Origin of the sequence: Micromonospora sp. DT62 (genome assembly GCF_049847285.1) — a bacterium.
Lineage (GTDB): Bacteria > Actinomycetota > Actinomycetes > Mycobacteriales > Micromonosporaceae > Micromonospora > Micromonospora reichwaldensis.
Genome location: NZ_JBNCOB010000028.1, coordinates 20676 through 35920 on the forward strand (window position 1 = coordinate 20676; position 15245 = coordinate 35920).

Below are 15245 nucleotides of genomic sequence, written 5' to 3' on the forward strand. Positions count from 1 at the left end.
ACCCGACGTGTGACAGGACCCCTTCCCCGGTGATGTCCGGCGGGAGGGGCCCTGTCGTATGGTCGATCCCCGGCCACGATCGGCCGCCTGCGGTCAGGAGAAGAATGATGCGCCGTCTGCTCGCCGTCACCGCGCTCACCGCTGTCCTGCTCTCCGGCGCCGGGTGCGCGGCCGAGCGCCCGGAGCGGGCCGGCCCACCCGGCGGCGCACCGAGCGGCGGCGTCACGCCGGGCGGATCCGTCGGCGGCGGGGCGCCGGGCACTGGGCCGGGGGCCGGCAGCGGGGCGGCCGGCGGCAACGCGCCCGAGGTGTGTGCCGCGGCACAGCGGGCCGGCGAGACGGCCGTACGGACGTACGTCGAGGAACTCGGCAAGATGGTCGCGGCGGTCGGGGCGGACGACGCCGCGGCGGCCCGGACCGCCCGGGACCGCATCTCCACCGCGCTGACCGACTGGCGCAGCACGCTGCGGCGCGAGTCGACCCGGGCCGAGGACGCGCAGCTCAAGACCCTCCTCGCGGACATGGCGGCGGAGGTCGGCACGCTGGGCACCGACGTCGACTCGATCGACGAGACCGGGCTCGACCGGCTCCGGCAGCGCCTCGACCAACTCTGCGCCCGCTGACCGGCGGGGCCCGGTTTGGGCGTCGGCCCTCCGATGGCGTACGCTGACCTGCGGTGCACTTTGGTGTACCGAGTTCTCGCGTGCCCGCGCCGCCGTGTCTCTGCTACCCGGCGAGCCGCCGCGGGAACACCCGCCAGCAGCCTCAACGACAGGGAGTCCGCCTCCGATGTACGCGATCGTCAAGACCGGCGGCAAGCAGTACAAGGTCGCCGAGGGCGACGTGATCGAGGTCGAGAAGCTCGTCGGTGCCCCCGGCGACGCGGTGAAGCTCACCGCGGTGCTCCTCGTCGACGGTGACGACCTGGTGACCGACGCGGCGAAGCTTGCCAAGGTCGCGGTGTCCGGCGAGATCGCCGCGCACACCAAGGGCCCGAAGATCCGGATCCACAAGTTCAAGAACAAGACCGGCTACCACAAGCGCCAGGGTCACCGCCAGCCGTTGACCCAGGTCAAGGTGACCGGCATCTCCAGCGGGAAGTAGGTCGTCCTCAGATGGCTCACAAAAAGGGTGCGTCCAGCTCGCGCAACGGCCGTGACTCCGCGGCGCAGCGGCTCGGCGTGAAGCGCTTCGGTGGTCAGGTCGTCAGCGCGGGTGAGATCCTCATCCGTCAGCGTGGCACCAAGTTCCACCCCGGTGACCTGGTCGGCCGCGGCGGAGACGACACGCTCTTCGCGCTGGCCGCCGGTTCGGTCCAGTTCGGCACCAAGCGCGGTCGCAAGACCGTCAGCATCGTGCCGCAGCAGTAGTTCCAAGGCGTTGCGGGCCGCGGACCTCGTGTCCCGGCCCGCTTCGTTTTTTTCGTGCGGGGCGTGAACCTCGCTGGAAGGATTGACGCCCGTGGCGACGTTCGTTGACCGGGTCGTCCTGCACCTGCAGGCCGGCGATGGTGGGCACGGTTGTGTCTCGATCCACCGGGAGAAGTTCAAGCCGTTCGGCGGCCCCGACGGCGGCAACGGCGGGCACGGCGGCAGCGTGTCCCTGGTGGTCGACCCGCAGGTGACGACGCTGCTGGACTTCCACTTCCGTCCGCACGTGAAGGCCGAGAACGGCAAGGGTGGCGCCGGGTCGAACCGGGACGGCGCCAACGGCCACAACCTCGTGCTCAAGGTGCCGAACGGCACGGTCGTGCAGGCCCCCGACGGCACGGTCCTGGCCGACATGGTCGGTGCCGGCACGACCTTCGAGGTCGCCCGGGGCGGGCGCGGCGGCCGGGGCAACGCGTCGCTGGCCAACGCCCGGCGCAAGGCCCCCGGCTTCGCCGAACTGGGCGAGCCCGGCGAGCAGCTCGACGCGGTGCTGGAACTCAAGAGCGTCGCCGACGTCGGGCTGGTCGGCTTCCCGTCCGCCGGCAAGTCGTCGCTGATCTCGGTGATCTCCGCCGCCAAGCCGAAGATCGCCGACTACCCGTTCACCACCCTGGTGCCCAACCTGGGCGTGGTCCGGCTGGACAACCACACCTTCACCGTCGCCGACGTGCCCGGCCTGATCCCCGGGGCGGCCACCGGCAAGGGCCTCGGCCTGGAGTTCCTGCGGCACATCGAGCGCTGCGCGGTGCTGGTGCACGTCATCGACACCGCCACCCTGGAGCCCGGCCGGGACCCGGTCGCCGACATCGACACCATCGAGGCCGAGCTGACCGAGTACGGCGGCCTGGCCGACCGTCCCCGGCTGGTGGCGCTCAACAAGATCGACGTGCCTGACGGCCGGGACCTGGCCGAGATCGTCCGCCCCGACCTGGAGGAGCGCGGTTTCCGGGTGTTCGAGGTCTCCGCGGCGACCCGGGAAGGGCTCAAGGAGCTCATGTACGCCATGGCGGAGCTGGTGGAGCAGGGGCGCAAGGCCGCGCCGCCGGCCGAGGCGACCCGGATCGTGATCCGGCCCCAGGCGGTCGACGACGCCGGCTTCACCATCGAGGCCGCGCCGGACGGCGCCTGGGTCGTGCACGGCGTCCGTCCCGAGCGGTGGGTGCGGCAGACGAACTTCGACAACGACGAGGCCGTCGGCTACCTGGCCGACCGGCTGGCCCGCCTGGGTGTCGAGGAGAAGCTGGGCAAGGCCGGCGCGGAACCGGGCGACCTGGTCCGGATCGGCGAGCGGGAGTTCGACTGGCAGCCGACCCTCTACGCCGGGGCCGACTTCATCCCCGGCAACCGGGGCACCGACGTCCGGCTGGAGGAGAAGTCCAGCCGGGCGTCCGCCGCGGAGCGGCTGGCGGCCCGCAAGGCCCGCCGGCAGCGCCCGGAGGACGACGTCGAGGGCACCGACGCCGACGTCTCCGACGACGTCGACCCGGCGGACGGCTTCGGCGCCGCCGGGCCGGTCCGGGAGGCCGACCCGTCCGACGGGCCCGGTCCTTCCCAGGAGCCCGGCCCGTCCCGCATCGCGGCGGCGGGCGACGCCGAATAGCCCGCCCAGGCGGGCGACGCCGAATGGCTCGTCGCGCTCCGTGCGCGGGTCGACTGCCGGAAACCTGCCCGAAATCCCCGCCGCCTGGCGTGGCCTGATGCTGATCGAGTCGCGTCCCGCCACCGATGCGGAGATCGACGCCCTGGTCACCGCCCAGCAGCGCGAGCTGCGGGCGGCCGACGGCGGGCTGGACGGCCAGGCGACCGTCACCCACGACGACATCCGCTACCTGGTGGTGGTCGCCGACGGCCGGGCGGTCAGTCGCCGGTGTGCGCGTGTTCGGCGGTGACCGGCTTCGACTCCGGCGACGCGTGCTGACGCAGGAAGATGCTCAGCACGATCAGCGTGCCGACGGCGAGGAACTCGCTCTGCCAGTTCTGCATCGACTGGAACCAGAAGTCGCTCGTGCCGAGGAACTCCCACGCCCCGATCGGCGGCGTCCCGCTCTGCAGCGCCTGCTGCTCGTTGTAGTCGGCGGTCCCGCCGAGCAGGTGGCCGACGAACGAGCCGGCGAAGATCAGCAGCAGCGCGATGGAGAGGCTGTTGTGGTAGACCACCAGCGGCAGCCCGCCGGCGCGTACGGGCCAGGGGGAGTCCGGGGTGGCCCGCCGCCCGTCGTCCTCGGGCCGGTCGGTCTGCCCCACCGGCTTCGACTCCGCCGACCCGCGCTGCACCAGGTAGGCGGTGAGCAGGACGTAGCCGCCCATCTGGAGGAACTCCGACTCCCAGTTCTCGAAGACCGACTCCATGAAGTGCCCGGTGCCCAGGTACGCGGGCCAGCTGGTCGGCGCGGCCCCGAACTCGGCCAGCTCCTGGTTGTGCGTCTGCCAACCGAACACGCTCTGCAACACCAGGAAGACGAGAAAAGCGCCGAACATCGCCACGGTCAGGGCGTTGTCACGCAACCACCTCGGCATGACGACCTCCTCGTCGACGGGCCTCCGGCCTCCGTGCCCGAAGGGCGCGGCGGGCAAACGCCGTCCCGCGCCGCGGGTCAGGGGCGGTCGAAGGGGTCGTCGACCCGGGTGCCCGTGCCCACCTGGTTGGAGAGCAGCAGCCCGAAGGCGAGCATGCCGAAGCCGAGGACCAGGTGCAGCCAGTTGTCGGCGTCGTTGACCGGGATGAAGTTCGCCGCGCTCTCCCGGTCGATCGCGAAGCCGTACAGCCACAGGCCGAGGTAGAGGGCGCCGCCGCCGGCGAGGAAGACCCGGGCCCCGGCGACGCTGCGGGCCAGCAGCAGGCCGGCCAGTCCGAAGCCCAGGTGCAGCGCGTTGTGCAGGATCGACACCTGGAACAGGCCGAGCAGCCGGGCCTCGGAGTGGTGACCGGCGAACGTCATGTCGGCGTAGCCGATGGTGATGCCGGGGATGAACCCGAGCACTCCGATCAGGGCGAAGACCCCGGCCGCGGCCACGGCGGCGAGCTGCACCTTCGGCTTCGGGCCCGCCGGGCCGCCGCGTGCGTGTCGTGCCATCGATTCACCTCCGTGGACCCGCGGAACGCCCTGCCCGCGGCGCCGGTGGCGGGGGAGCGTCCGCCACTGTGCGTGACGGGGCCGACACGCGATCCGGCGATCCTCCATTTTGTAGCGGCCCGACGGCGGTCCGCAGGGAAAGTCACGAAGGAGGTATGGAACCGGCGACGCAGGGTAGGTCAAGAGATGCGACGGCAGGAACCGGCCGGCGCATCCCCCCAGCACACACCCGCGAAGACTTTCCGAGCGGAAGGGAAATCATGACCTACGATCTGTCACCCACGACTTCCACGTACGGGCAGGATTCGAGCAACGGCAGCGGCGTCCGCGAGCAGGCCCGTCAGGTCGGCTCGGAGGCCAAGCACGCCGGCGGCGCCGTCGCCGAGACGGCTAAGGAGCAGGGCAAGGAGGTCGTCGGCGAGGCGAAGCTCCAGGCGCGCAACCTCTACGGCGAGGCCCGCAGCCAGCTCGCCAGCCAGGCCGGCGACCAGCAGCGGCGCGCCGCCGGTGGGCTCCGTTCGCTGGCCGACGAGATGCGCTCGATGGCGGAGCAGGGCGGCCAGGCCGGCCCGGTGAGCGAGATCGCCCGCCAGGCCGCCGACCGGGTGCACGGCGTGGCCGGCTGGCTGGAGCAGCGCGAGCCCGGCGACCTGATCACCGAGGTCCGCGACTACGCGCGTCGCAACCCGGGCACCTTCCTGGTCGGCGCCGCCGTGCTGGGTGTGCTCGCCGGCCGGCTGACCAAGAACATCTCGGCCGCCGGCGACGGCCAGGGTGGCAACGGCTACCCCGCGTACGGCTCGGGTGCCGGCTACGACCCGGAGCGGACCGCGGTCATCCCGACCCCGCCGGCCCCGCGTGCGGTGCCGGACGCCGTACCGCCGGGCGGCTACCTCGACCCGACCCCGGGCGCGTACGCCGACCCGCAGACCACCACCAGCTACGCCGACCCCGCCGGTGGCGTCGGCCAGCCGCTGCCGCCGGTGAGCCAGACCGACCCGCTGCCGGGCGTGCCGTCGACCGGAACCACCCGTCCGTGAGCCCACGAATCACCCGAAGGGAGGCGGCGGCATGAGCATGCCGACGCAGGGGGCGGGGCTGGACTCCGGCTACCACCCCCACGACGCGGACGAGGTCAGGGGCAGCTCGATCGGTGAGCTGATGCGCCAGGTCACCAGCGACCTGTCGACCCTGATGCGGCAGGAGGTCGAGCTGGCCAAGGCCGAGATCCGCCAGGAGGGCAAGAAGGCGGGCAAGACCGCCGGCTTCTTCGGCGGCGCCGGCTTCGGCGGCTACATGGTGGCCCTCTTCCTGTCGCTGGCCCTCTGGGCCGGGCTGTCCAACGTGATGGACGCCGGCTGGGCGGCCCTGATCGTGGCCGTCATCTGGGGCGCGATCGCCGCGGTCCTCTACTCCAAGGCCAAGAAGAGCGCCGAGCACATCCGCGGCCTCAAGCAGACCAACGACAGCGTGCAGCGGATCCCCGACGCGCTCAAGCCCCACCCGCAGGAGGTCACCCGATGAGCACCGACCCGGACCAGATCCGCCGGGAGATCGAAGCCACCCGGAACAACCTGAGTTCCGACGTGGACGCGCTGGCGTACAAGGTCAGCCCCGCCCGCATCGTCGACGACCGCAAGCAGCGGGCCCGCAACGCACTGCAGAATGTGAGGGACAAGGTGATGGGAACCGCTTCCGACCTGGGTCACAGCACCAAGCACGGCGCCCACGCGGCGGGCGATCACGCCTCCTCGGCGGCGTCCACCGTGAGTGACAAGGCCCACTCGGCCGCCTCGACGGTCAGCGACAAGGCGCACTCGGCGGCCTCGACGGTCAGCGACGCCGCGCAGCGGGCGCCGCACGTGATCCGGCAGAAGTCCGAGGGCAACCCGCTGGCCGCCGGCCTGATCGCCTTCGGCGTCGGCTGGCTCGCCTCCTCGCTGGTCCCGGCGACCCGCCGCGAGCAGCAGGTGGCGTCGCAGGTCAAGGAGAAGGCCGGTGAGCACGCCGGGGTGGTGAAGGAGAAGCTCGGCGAGGTCGCCAGCGAGCTGAAGGAGGAGCTGCGCGAGCCGGCGCAGCACGCCACCCAGTCGGTGCGCTCCACCGCCCAGGACGCGGTGCACGCCGTCAAGGACGACACCCGTTCGGCCGCGTACGACGTGAAGGACCAGGCGCAGCAGTCCCGCGAACAGGTGCGGTACTGACCAGCCCGATCACCGTACGCCGCAGCTCGCGGCCACTCCCGGAGCACCGTCCGGGGAGTGGCCGCGAGCTTGTCGTGTGCGTCCCGGGCACGCACCGCCGTGGGCGCGGGTGACGGTGCGGAGAGTCAGCGCAGGTGGCGGCGCAGGGTGCGGTCGAAGTGGGCGGCGCGACGCACCCGGCCGCCCCCGTAGCGGACCCCGCCGAGGAGCAGGCGCCGGCCGACGGCGAGCCAGCCGCACACGCCGCGCTCCAGCACCCAGAACGGGGCCGCCAGGGTGGTGGCCGGCGGGAAGACCGCGGCGCCCCCGCCCCGGCGCCGGCCCGCCTCGGCGAGCACCACTGTGGTCACGGCCGCCCCGAGCAGCAGCCTTGGCCGCCGGGTCGCGACCGCCGCCGCCAGCGCCGGCAGGACCGCGAGCGAGGTGACCAGGCGGGCCGGCTGGGCCAGGTCGTCGTACGCCTGGCGGACCCGCTGGCCCAGGAAGTGGGCGGTTTCCGGCGGCAGCCGGCGTACGTGCAGCCAGGCGGGTGCCGCCTCGGTCCCCCCGTACGCGCGCACGGTGCGGATCAGCTCCAGGTTCTCGAAGAGCACGTCCGGGTCGTACCCGCCCATGGCGAGGAAGGTGCTCCGGCGTACCGCCAGGGTGCCGGGGTAGTCGGCGCCGAGCGCCCGGTTGAGCAGGGTGCGCCCCGTGTCCCACCACGCGTGCCAGGGCAGCGGGTCGAAGTAGTTCTGCGGCCGGACCAGGTCGACGCGGTCGAGCAGCCGGTGCACGGCGAGCAGCCCCGCCTCGTCGTACCGGACGTCGTCGTCGGCGATCACCACGTGCTCGTGCCGCGCCGCGCTGACGCCGGTGAGCACCCCGGTCACCTTGCCGTTGACGCCGCGCAGGGCGGGATCGGGCCGCAGGTGCCGGACCAGGCCGCGCCAGGCCTCCGCGTGCCGGGCGAACACCTCCGGCGGCGACCCGTCGACCACGGTCACGTCGACCAGGGCGCTCAGCCGCCGCAGGTAGGCGGTCAGTTCGGTCAGGTCGCCGTCGTCGGTCCAGCGCAGCGGCAGCACGTACGCCATGGGAAGCTGGCGGTCGTCGGCGCTCCCGGCCGTCGGCGCGCCGGTGCCACGGCCGTCGCCGCCGGGAGCGGCACCGGCCGGGCGGGCCGGGGCGCTCACGCCTGCTCCGGGCGGCGGTAGACGGACACGTGCTCGCGGCTGTGGTCGGTGAACGGCCGGCCGCTCCAGTCCTCCCACCGGTGCTCGCGGCGCAGCCCGGCCAGCTCGGCCATCAGGTCCAGCTCCGCCGGCCAGGCGTAGCGGTGGTTGGCGGGCAGCAGGTGCACCCCGCCGTTGCCGATCCGGACCTTCGTGGTGGTCATCCGCTGCTCGGCGGGGTGCAGCAGGGCCGCCTCCAGCAGCACCACGTCCTCCGTCACCCGCACCGGGCGCAGCGCGCCGCCGGCGCGGAAGGCACCCGGGTCGGGCACCCATGCCTCGACGACGAACCGTCCGCCGGGGCGCAGGTGGGCGGCGGCGTTGCGGAAGCAGGCCACCTGGGCGGCCTGGTCCGGCAGCGCGAAGATCGTGTTGAACGCGAGCACCACCAGGGCGAACTCGCCGGGCACCCGGGTCTCGGCGAAGTCGCCGACGGCCACCTCGACCGCGTCCCCGCCGGGCTTGGCGCGCAGTCCGGCGGCCATCTCCGGGGAGCCCTCGACACCGGCGACGGTCAGTCCCCGGGCGACCAGCGGCAGGGCGAGCCGGCCGGTGCCGATGCCGAACTCGCACACCGGGCCGCCGTCGGCCAGTTCGGCGAGCCGCTCCACCGCCGCGTCCGGTGTCAGGTGCGCGTACGTCTCGTCGTAGACGTCCGCGGCGTGCCGGCCGTACTCGCTGGCGTCGAAGGACACGGTGCCTCCCGGCGATGGTGGGTGCCCGCAGCAGGTGCCCGGTTATCGACCGGGCAAACCGGCGCGTCGTTTCGGTGGGGCGGTCCGGGGGGCGGCGTCGTGTTCAGGCCGTGCGGCGGACGTTGGTGACCAGGAACCCGCTCGGCGGCAGCGCCGGCATCGAACGCAGACTGAGCGCCAGGTCCTGCGGTGGCACGTCGTACCGCATCGTCGTGGTCAGGTTCGTCACGGCCCGCTTCAACAGCTCGATCGTGATCCACTCCCCGGCGCAGCGGTGACCGGTCAGGTGCTCGCCGCCGCCCTGCGGCACGAGGGCGAACGGGTCGCCCCGCCAACCGGTGAAGCGCTCTGGCCGGAACCGCTCGGGTTCCGGCCAGAGCGCCGGGTGGTGGTTGGTGCCGTACAGGTCGAGCAGCACCCGCCGGCCGCGCGGGAAGTGGTAGCCCTGCCAGTCGAACGAGCGCCGGACCCGGGCGGCGGCCACGGCGAAGAAGGGGTAGTAGCGGCGTACCTCCTGCACGAAGCTCTCGGCGGCCTCGTCGCTCTCCCGGACGCGTTCCCGCCAGGCCGGGTGGTCGTGCAGGGCCAGCGCGGCGAAGACGACGAAGCGGTCGACGGCGACCGTGGGCCGCAGCACGTTGAGCAGCTCGACGGCCGCGATCCGGCGGGGGAGCAGCCGCCCGTGGGCGTCGCGGTGTTCGGCGATCACCCGCAGCGCGCTGCCGTCGGGGGCGGGGAGCATGCCGGCGCGCTGCCGGTCGACGACCTGGCCGATCCAGCGTTCGCCCCGGCGGCGGCCCCACAGGCCACGCCAGTGCTGGGGGCCGAGCGCCGCCGGCCCTTCGATCATCGCGTGCATCTCGGCGGTACGCCGGTCCACCTCGGAGTTCGCGAGCGGCACGCCGGCCCACGCGCAGACCGCGCGGGTCAGCATCCGGCCGACCTCGTCGTAGAGCACCACCGGCCTGCCCGACTCCCAGGACGGGACGCGGGCCCGCCACTCGTCGTCGAAGAGCTGCGCGAGCTGCCGGACCGCGGCCGGCGTCATGATCGACATGAACATGGCCTTGCGGTCGGCGTGGTCCGTCCCGTCGAGGCCCTGCACACCGCCGCGACCGGTGAGGGTGCGCTGCGCCCGCTTCGGCATGGCGCCCGCCCGGACGAAGCGCTCGGTGTCGTAGAAGAGCTCCGCCGCCGCCCGGCCGCGCAGGCAGATGGTGGGCTCCAGCAGCAGCCGGGCCTGGAAGATGTCGGTGCCGTGGCGGTCGCAGCGTCGGCCCACGAAGCGGTAGCCGTCGCGCAGGAACGCCACCGAGCTGTCCGGGCTGCGCTCCGTCGGGATGGTCGCCATCGGGCCTCCTGACCGAAGGTGGCGGCCGTTGCCGGCCGGATGCTGTCCGTGCCTCTGCGTCTACCCCGGCCGGCGTGCCTGAACCCCGCCGCCGGGTCGGCCGCGGCGCGGGGGGTGCCGGGGAGGGGCCAGCGGACGACGTGTCTGCTGGCCCCTCCCAGGGACGCGGCGAGCTGGTTGTCTCGGGGGAGCGGTCCGCGCCGGTCCGCCGCCGGCACGACCCCGGCGGTGGCCCGGACGGAACGCGGGCGGCCCACCGGAGGACGAGGCCGCCCACGATCGCCACGGGGAGGACAGATGCGTGACAACAGGCCGGCGTACTGGCGGCAACGGCAGGCACGGGAGGCGCTCGGCGCGGCCGGGGAGGCCGCCGGCGCGTCGTTGATCGCGCCGCCCCGCCGCTCGGCCCGGCCGGGCCGCTTCTTCACGGTGCACCTCGGCTTCACCGCCGCCGACCTGGCGTCGGCCCGGGAGCTGGCCGTCGGGTACGCGGAGGCGCTGAGTCTGCTGCGCCCCGAGGTGGCCCTGGGCGCGTCGGCGCTGTCGCCGGCCGAGGCGTGGCAGCAGGCCGAGCGGTTGTTCTGCGGCGCGTCCGGCCCGGACGGCGAGCGCTGCGCCGACGTCGCCGGCCATCCCGGTTTCCATCACGCTCCGGGGCCGGGCGGGCTCGGCTGGGGCGACGGCGACTAGCCCACCAGGCGGAACACCGACGAGGACACCCGGTCCCGTGCCCGCCGCGGGCCGGGGGAACGGCCAGTCCATCGATGATGTCCTATTGCGAAGCCGGCGTGACCACGAGTAGCTTGGCACCGTTGCAGAGCCGAGCCGGCCTCGCACCCGTACGTCGCACTCGTCACGAGCGCGCCGCGCACCGCGATCCGCGTGCGCCTGGGCAGGCGTGCCTGTGCCCCGATCCGTCGGGGCCTCACCCTGAGGTAGGCCATGAAGAGAAGGCTTCTCTCCGTCGGCGCTGCGTTGCTCGCCGTCGCCGCGTCCGTCCTGTTGTTCGTCAAGCCGGCGGACGCGGCCGTGGGACTGCACGTCGACGGACGCAACATCGTCGAGGCGAACGGCCAGCCGTTCGTCATGCGAGGTGTCAACCACCCCCACGTCTGGTACACGGGCGAGACCGACTCGTTCGCCGACGTCAAGGCGCTCGGCGCCAACACCGTCCGGGTGGTGCTGGGCAGCGGCAAGCGCTGGGGTCCGTCCACCGACGTCGCCGACGTGATCTCACTGTGCAAGCAGAACCGGCTGATCTGCGTACTGGAGGTCCACGACACCACCGGCTACGGCGAGGAGGGCGCCGCCGCGTCGCTCGACGAGGCGGTCGACTACTGGATCAGCCAGAAGAGCGCGCTCGTCGGCCAGGAGAACTACGTCGTCATCAACATCGGCAACGAGCCGATCGGCAACGTCAACGCCGGCCAGTGGACCGCCGCGACCACCGCCGCGATCACGAAGATGCGCGCCAGCGGCTTCGAGCACCTGCTCATGGTCGACGCGCCCAACTGGGGTCAGGACTGGCAGTACGTCATGCGGGACAACGCGCAGGCGATCCTGGACGCTGACAGCCGGCGGAACACCGTGCTCTCCATCCACATGTACGCGGTGTTCAACACGGCCACGGCCATCACCGACTACCTGGACCGGTTCGAGGACAACGGGTGGCCACTGGTCATCGGCGAGTTCGGCTGGCGGTTCAACGCCAACGAGGTCGACCACGAGACGATCCTGGCCGAGTCGCAGGCCCGTGGGCTGGGCTACCTCGGCTGGTCCTGGAGCGGCAACACCGACCCGATCCTGGACATGGCCACCAGCTTCGACCCCGCGCGGCTCACCAGCTGGGGCGAGCGGATCTTCAACGGCGCCAACGGCATCAGGGCCACCGCCAGGGAGGCCACGATCTTCGGCGGTGGGCCGAGCCCCACCGCGACGGTGACGCCCACGGTCAGCCCGACGGCTCAGCCGACCCCGACGGCTCAGCCCACCCCCACCCCCACGCCCACCGGCGGCAGCAAGTCCTGCACCGCCGCCTACCGGATCGTGGGCCAGTGGCCGGGCGGCTTCCAGGGGGAGATCCGGATCACCGCCGGGAGCGCGGCGATCAGCGGCTGGACCGTGACGTGGGACCTCGCCTCCGGCCAGGCCGTCAACCAGGCATGGAACGCGACGGTCACCACCAGCGGATCCGCCGTCGCCGCGCGCAACGTGAGCTACAACGGCAGCCTCGGCCCGGGTGCCGACACGGTCATCGGCTTCCTCGGCTCGTGGAGCGGCACCAACCCCGTTCCGCCGCTGACCTGCGCCGCCACCTGACGGCCGACCGTGCGGGCCGGGCGTGGTCAGCCCGGCCCGCACGGTCGGGCAGGCAGCGGTCGGCCCGACCTCAGTCCAGGTCGAACTCGCCGTCCTGGGCGCCGGCGACGAAGGCGTCCCACTCGGCCTGGGTGAAGACCAGGACCGGGCCCTCCGGCTCGGCGGAGTTGCGCATGCCGATCAGATCGTCGACGAAGGCGACCTCGACGGCGCTCTCGGAGGTGTCGCCCTCGGCCCGCTGCCAGACCGCCCGGGAGAGGTCGAAGTCACCCTTGGGGTGCGAAGCCATCGTTCAGTCCTCCAGTGCCAGGGGGTCATGAGGGAAACACGCACGGTTCCCCATCGGGCAGGATAAGCGGATGCCGAGCCTGACCCGTGTAGAGGCGACCGCGCGTGGCGCGGCGATCACCGTCGAGTCCTATCACGTGGACCTCGACCTGACCGGCGACGGCGAGCGGTTCCGCTCCGACGTCACCATCCGCTTCCGGGCGACCCCCGGCGCGGAGACCTTCGTCGAGGTCCAACCCGCGAAACTGCTGGCGGTACGACTCAACGACCGCGACGTCGACCCGGCCACGCTGGACGACAACCGGCTGCCGCTGACCGGGCTGGCCGAGGCCAACACGCTCACCGTCGCCGCCGAGATGGCGTACTCGAACACCGGGGAGGGGATGCACCGCTTCGTCGACCCCGCCGACGGCGAGACCTACCTCTACGCGATGTCCTTCCTGGACAACGCGCAGCGCATCTTCGCCGCCTTCGACCAGCCCGACCTGAAGGCCCCGGTCACCATGTCGGTCACCGCCCCGCCGGAGTGGACCGTCGCGGCCAACGGCCAGCTCGCCGCCACGCCGCGCCCCGGGCGCTGGGAGTTCGCCCCGACGGCGCCGCTGGCCACGTACTTCGTCTCGCTGATCGCCGGCCCCTGGCACATCCGGCGCGGCGAGCACGACGGCATCCCGCTCGGCGTCTACTGCCGGCGCTCCCTGGCGGCCCACCTGGACGCCGACGCCGAGGAGATCCTCACGGTCACCGGGCAGTGCCTCGACCGGTTCCACCAGCTCTTCGCCGAGCGCTACCCGTTCGGCAAGTACGACCAGGCGTTCGTGCCGGAGTTCAACGCCGGCGCGATGGAGAACCCGGGCCTTGTCACCTTCCGCGACGACTACGTCTTCCGCTCCGCGGTCACCGACACCGAGCGGGAGCAGCGCGCCACCACCATCGCCCACGAGATGGCGCACATGTGGTTCGGCGACCTGGTCACCATGCGCTGGTGGGACGACCTGTGGCTGAACGAGTCCTTCGCGGAGTACCTCGGCACCCGGGTGACCGCCGAGGCGACCCGGTTCGACCAGGCCTGGACGACCTTCGCCCTGCGGCGCAAGGCCTGGGGCTACGCGGCCGACCAGCGCCCCTCCACCCACCCCGTGGCGCCCGAGGAGGTCGCCGATGCCGCCGAGGGTCTGCTCAACTTCGACGGCATCTCGTACGCCAAGGGCGCCAGCGTGCTGCGGCAACTGGTCGCCTGGCTCGGCGACGACGCCTTCCTCGCCGGCCTCAACGCCCACTTCGCGAAGCACCGGTTCGGCAACGCCACCCTGACCGACCTGCTCGGCAGCCTCGCCGCAGCCGCCGGGCGCGACCTGTCCGGCTGGGCGGAGCGCTGGCTGCGTACGGCGCAGGTCGACACGCTGCGCGCCGAGGTCAGCGTCGACGCGGACGGCCGCTACAGCCGGGTGGCGATCCGGCAGAGCGCCCCCGAGTCGCACCCGGTGCTGCGCCCGCACCGCATCGGCGTCGGCCGGTACGCCGCCGACGGGACGGTCGTCCGGGCGGAGGTCGACCTCGACCCGGACGCCGACAACGGCCGTACGGTGCTCACCGGGCTGGTCGGCGAGCCGGCGGCCCGGCTGCTGCTGCCCAACGACGGCGACCTGACGTTCGCCAAGATCCGGCTCGACCCCGCGTCGGCGGACGCCGTGCCGCTGGTGCTGCCCGGCCTGGCCGACCCGCTGGCCCGGGCGCTGCTCTGGGGCGAGGCGCTGGACGCCGCCACCGACGGGGAGCGTCCGGTCGCCGGCCTGGTGGCCCTGATCGCCGCCGCCCTCCCCGCCGAGACCGAGGTGATCATCGCCGAGGACGTGCTCGCGCTCAGCCGCTCGCTGGTCGACCGCTACCTCGACCCGCCCGCCCGCGAGGCCGCCCTGGCGCAGGTCGCCGCCGCCTGCCGGAAACTGCTCGACGGCGCCCCGGCGGGCGGCTCGCTCCAGCTCGCGGCGGCCCGGGGCTGGATCGCCGCCAGCACCGACGCGGACCGGCTGGCCGGCTGGCTCGCCGGCCGGGACGTCCCGCCGGGGCTGGCGGTCGACGCCGAGCTGCGCTGGGCGCTGCTGCTGCGGCTGGTGGTGCTCGGCGCGGCCGGCGCGGCGGAGGTCGACGCCGAGGCCGCGGCCGACCCGAGTGCCGCCGGTGCCGAGCGGGCCGCCCGCTGCCGCGCGGCGCTGCCCGATCCGGCCGCCAAGCGGGCCGCGTGGGAGATCGTCGTGTCGAACACCGAGCTGTCGAACCGGCTCGTCGAGGCGACCGCGGAGGGGTTCTGGCAGCCGGAGCAGGCCGGGCTGACCGCCGGCTACGTCGAGCGGTACTTCGCCGACATGCCGGCCGCCGCGCGGGCGCGTACGCCCTGGGTGGCCGACCATGTCGCGAGACTGGCCTTCCCCCGGCACGCCGTGGCGCAGCCCACCCGGGAGGCGGCCGCGGCGCTGCTGGCCCGCGACGACGTCACCCCCGGCCTGCGCCGCGTGGTGACCGACGCGGACGACGACCTGCGCCGCGCCCTGGTCGCCCGGACGGCGGTCGCCGCGGCGGCGGCCTGACGGCCGACGGGGTGGCCGCCGGCGGCCACCCGAGGGCGCCGAGGCTGAGCCGCCGGACGGGGACGGTCCGGCGGCCCCTCGG

The 15245-nt window shown here is 73.6% G+C and carries 17 protein-coding genes; 11 read left to right on the plus strand and 6 right to left on the minus strand.

The features are described 5' to 3' along the window. Nucleotides 1-107: 107 nt before the first annotated feature. From ACPXCB_RS26850 to ACPXCB_RS26870, 5 genes are all read left to right on the plus strand, one after another. Nucleotides 108-623, plus strand: a complete 516-nt coding sequence (locus tag ACPXCB_RS26850; RefSeq protein ID WP_425878509.1) for a hypothetical protein — start codon at nt 108-110, stop codon at nt 621-623. 166 nt (nt 624-789) lie between these two features. Beyond that, complete coding sequence (rplU, locus tag ACPXCB_RS26855) at nt 790-1104, plus strand: 50S ribosomal protein L21 (RefSeq protein ID WP_088975625.1); 315 nt, start codon at nt 790-792, stop codon at nt 1102-1104. Nucleotides 1105-1115: 11 nt separating this feature from the next. After that, nucleotides 1116-1370 (plus strand): 50S ribosomal protein L27, encoded by a 255-nt coding sequence (gene rpmA, locus ACPXCB_RS26860; RefSeq protein WP_013288010.1) that lies wholly within the window; start codon nt 1116-1118, stop codon nt 1368-1370. 91 nt (nt 1371-1461) lie between these two features. After that, entirely contained in the window at nt 1462-3030 is a 1569-nt protein-coding gene (gene obgE, locus ACPXCB_RS26865) for a GTPase ObgE (protein ID WP_425878511.1), read from the plus strand. 97 nt (nt 3031-3127) lie between these two features. Further along, nucleotides 3128-3319: a hypothetical protein gene (locus ACPXCB_RS26870; RefSeq protein ID WP_425878512.1), complete on the plus strand. Its 192-nt coding sequence runs from the start codon at nt 3128-3130 to the stop codon at nt 3317-3319. On the opposite strand, the gene ACPXCB_RS26875 is transcribed toward ACPXCB_RS26870, so the two are convergent. Beyond that, nucleotides 3288-3947 carry a DUF6766 family protein gene (locus tag ACPXCB_RS26875; protein WP_425878513.1) on the minus strand — a complete coding sequence of 220 codons (660 nt, stop codon included), beginning with the start codon at nt 3945-3947 and terminating at the stop codon, nt 3288-3290. The genes ACPXCB_RS26870 and ACPXCB_RS26875 overlap by 32 nt on opposite strands. Nucleotides 3948-4024: 77 nt before the next feature. Beyond that, on the minus strand, nt 4025-4504 hold the full coding sequence (locus tag ACPXCB_RS26880; protein WP_425878515.1) for a DUF4383 domain-containing protein: 480 nt from the start codon (nt 4502-4504) through the stop codon (nt 4025-4027). 260 nt (nt 4505-4764) lie between these two features. On the opposite strand from ACPXCB_RS26880, the gene ACPXCB_RS26885 reads away from it, so the two are divergent. From ACPXCB_RS26885 to ACPXCB_RS26895, 3 genes are read left to right on the plus strand one after another with little or no spacing between them, the layout of a single operon-like run. Then, entirely contained in the window at nt 4765-5544 is a 780-nt protein-coding gene (locus tag ACPXCB_RS26885) for a hypothetical protein (RefSeq protein WP_425878517.1), read from the plus strand. A 31-nt stretch (nt 5545-5575) separates the two neighbouring features. Continuing rightward, the gene (locus ACPXCB_RS26890; protein WP_088998863.1) at nt 5576-6028 is read left to right on the plus strand and encodes a phage holin family protein; all 453 of its coding nucleotides are present in this window, start codon (nt 5576-5578) and stop codon (nt 6026-6028) included. Continuing rightward, the gene (locus ACPXCB_RS26895) at nt 6025-6708 is read left to right on the plus strand and encodes a DUF3618 domain-containing protein (RefSeq protein WP_425878519.1); all 684 of its coding nucleotides are present in this window, start codon (nt 6025-6027) and stop codon (nt 6706-6708) included. Before ACPXCB_RS26890 ends, ACPXCB_RS26895 begins: the two co-directional genes overlap by 4 nt. 125 nt (nt 6709-6833) lie before the next feature. Here the strand turns inward: ACPXCB_RS26895 and ACPXCB_RS26900 are convergent, their stop codons facing one another. From ACPXCB_RS26900 to ACPXCB_RS26910, 3 genes are all read right to left on the minus strand, one after another. Continuing rightward, nucleotides 6834-7883: a glycosyltransferase gene (locus ACPXCB_RS26900; protein WP_425878521.1), complete on the minus strand. Its 1050-nt coding sequence runs from the start codon at nt 7881-7883 to the stop codon at nt 6834-6836. Further along, the gene (locus ACPXCB_RS26905; protein WP_425878523.1) at nt 7880-8617 is read right to left on the minus strand and encodes a class I SAM-dependent DNA methyltransferase; all 738 of its coding nucleotides are present in this window, start codon (nt 8615-8617) and stop codon (nt 7880-7882) included. The genes ACPXCB_RS26900 and ACPXCB_RS26905 overlap by 4 nt, the downstream gene beginning before the upstream one ends. Before the next feature lie 103 nt (nt 8618-8720). Beyond that, on the minus strand, nt 8721-9968 hold the full coding sequence (locus ACPXCB_RS26910; protein ID WP_425878524.1) for a cytochrome P450: 1248 nt from the start codon (nt 9966-9968) through the stop codon (nt 8721-8723). A gap of 297 nt (nt 9969-10265) precedes the next feature. Here ACPXCB_RS26910 and ACPXCB_RS26915 point away from each other — a divergent pair, with 297 nt between their 5' ends. Together ACPXCB_RS26915 and ACPXCB_RS26920 are read left to right on the plus strand one after the other, a co-directional pair. After that, nucleotides 10266-10658 (plus strand): hypothetical protein, encoded by a 393-nt coding sequence (locus ACPXCB_RS26915; protein ID WP_425878526.1) that lies wholly within the window; start codon nt 10266-10268, stop codon nt 10656-10658. Between the two features lie 252 nt (nt 10659-10910). Next, entirely contained in the window at nt 10911-12287 is a 1377-nt protein-coding gene (locus ACPXCB_RS26920) for a cellulase family glycosylhydrolase (protein WP_425878528.1), read from the plus strand. A gap of 70 nt (nt 12288-12357) precedes the next feature. Here ACPXCB_RS26920 and ACPXCB_RS26925 read toward each other — a convergent pair whose 3' ends face one another. Further along, entirely contained in the window at nt 12358-12576 is a 219-nt protein-coding gene (locus ACPXCB_RS26925) for a DUF397 domain-containing protein (protein ID WP_151452795.1), read from the minus strand. A gap of 70 nt (nt 12577-12646) precedes the next feature. On the opposite strand from ACPXCB_RS26925, the gene pepN reads away from it, so the two are divergent. Continuing rightward, on the plus strand, nt 12647-15163 hold the full coding sequence (gene pepN / locus ACPXCB_RS26930; RefSeq protein ID WP_425878529.1) for an aminopeptidase N: 2517 nt from the start codon (nt 12647-12649) through the stop codon (nt 15161-15163). Nucleotides 15164-15245 lie beyond the last annotated feature (82 nt).

What these genes read in the sequence shown, in the direction of transcription:
- ACPXCB_RS26875 (WP_425878513.1), bottom strand. Translation starts at nt 3,947, where the DNA reads ATGCCGAGGTGGTTGCGTGACAACGCCCTGACCGTGGCGATGTTCGGC.
- ACPXCB_RS26880 (WP_425878515.1), bottom strand. Translation starts at nt 4,504, where the DNA reads ATGGCACGACACGCACGCGGCGGCCCGGCGGGCCCGAAGCCGAAGGTG.
- ACPXCB_RS26915 (WP_425878526.1), top strand. Translation starts at nt 10,266, where the DNA reads ATGCGTGACAACAGGCCGGCGTACTGGCGGCAACGGCAGGCACGGGAG.
- pepN (WP_425878529.1), top strand. Translation starts at nt 12,647, where the DNA reads ATGCCGAGCCTGACCCGTGTAGAGGCGACCGCGCGTGGCGCGGCGATC.
- ACPXCB_RS26885 (WP_425878517.1), top strand. Translation starts at nt 4,765, where the DNA reads ATGACCTACGATCTGTCACCCACGACTTCCACGTACGGGCAGGATTCG.
- ACPXCB_RS26910 (WP_425878524.1), bottom strand. Translation starts at nt 9,968, where the DNA reads ATGGCGACCATCCCGACGGAGCGCAGCCCGGACAGCTCGGTGGCGTTC.
- ACPXCB_RS26850 (WP_425878509.1), top strand. Translation starts at nt 108, where the DNA reads ATGCGCCGTCTGCTCGCCGTCACCGCGCTCACCGCTGTCCTGCTCTCC.
- ACPXCB_RS26895 (WP_425878519.1), top strand. Translation starts at nt 6,025, where the DNA reads ATGAGCACCGACCCGGACCAGATCCGCCGGGAGATCGAAGCCACCCGG.
- ACPXCB_RS26890 (WP_088998863.1), top strand. Translation starts at nt 5,576, where the DNA reads ATGAGCATGCCGACGCAGGGGGCGGGGCTGGACTCCGGCTACCACCCC.
- rplU (WP_088975625.1), top strand. Translation starts at nt 790, where the DNA reads ATGTACGCGATCGTCAAGACCGGCGGCAAGCAGTACAAGGTCGCCGAG.
- rpmA (WP_013288010.1), top strand. Translation starts at nt 1,116, where the DNA reads ATGGCTCACAAAAAGGGTGCGTCCAGCTCGCGCAACGGCCGTGACTCC.
- ACPXCB_RS26870 (WP_425878512.1), top strand. Translation starts at nt 3,128, where the DNA reads ATGCTGATCGAGTCGCGTCCCGCCACCGATGCGGAGATCGACGCCCTG.
- ACPXCB_RS26925 (WP_151452795.1), bottom strand. Translation starts at nt 12,576, where the DNA reads ATGGCTTCGCACCCCAAGGGTGACTTCGACCTCTCCCGGGCGGTCTGG.
- ACPXCB_RS26920 (WP_425878528.1), top strand. Translation starts at nt 10,911, where the DNA reads ATGAAGAGAAGGCTTCTCTCCGTCGGCGCTGCGTTGCTCGCCGTCGCC.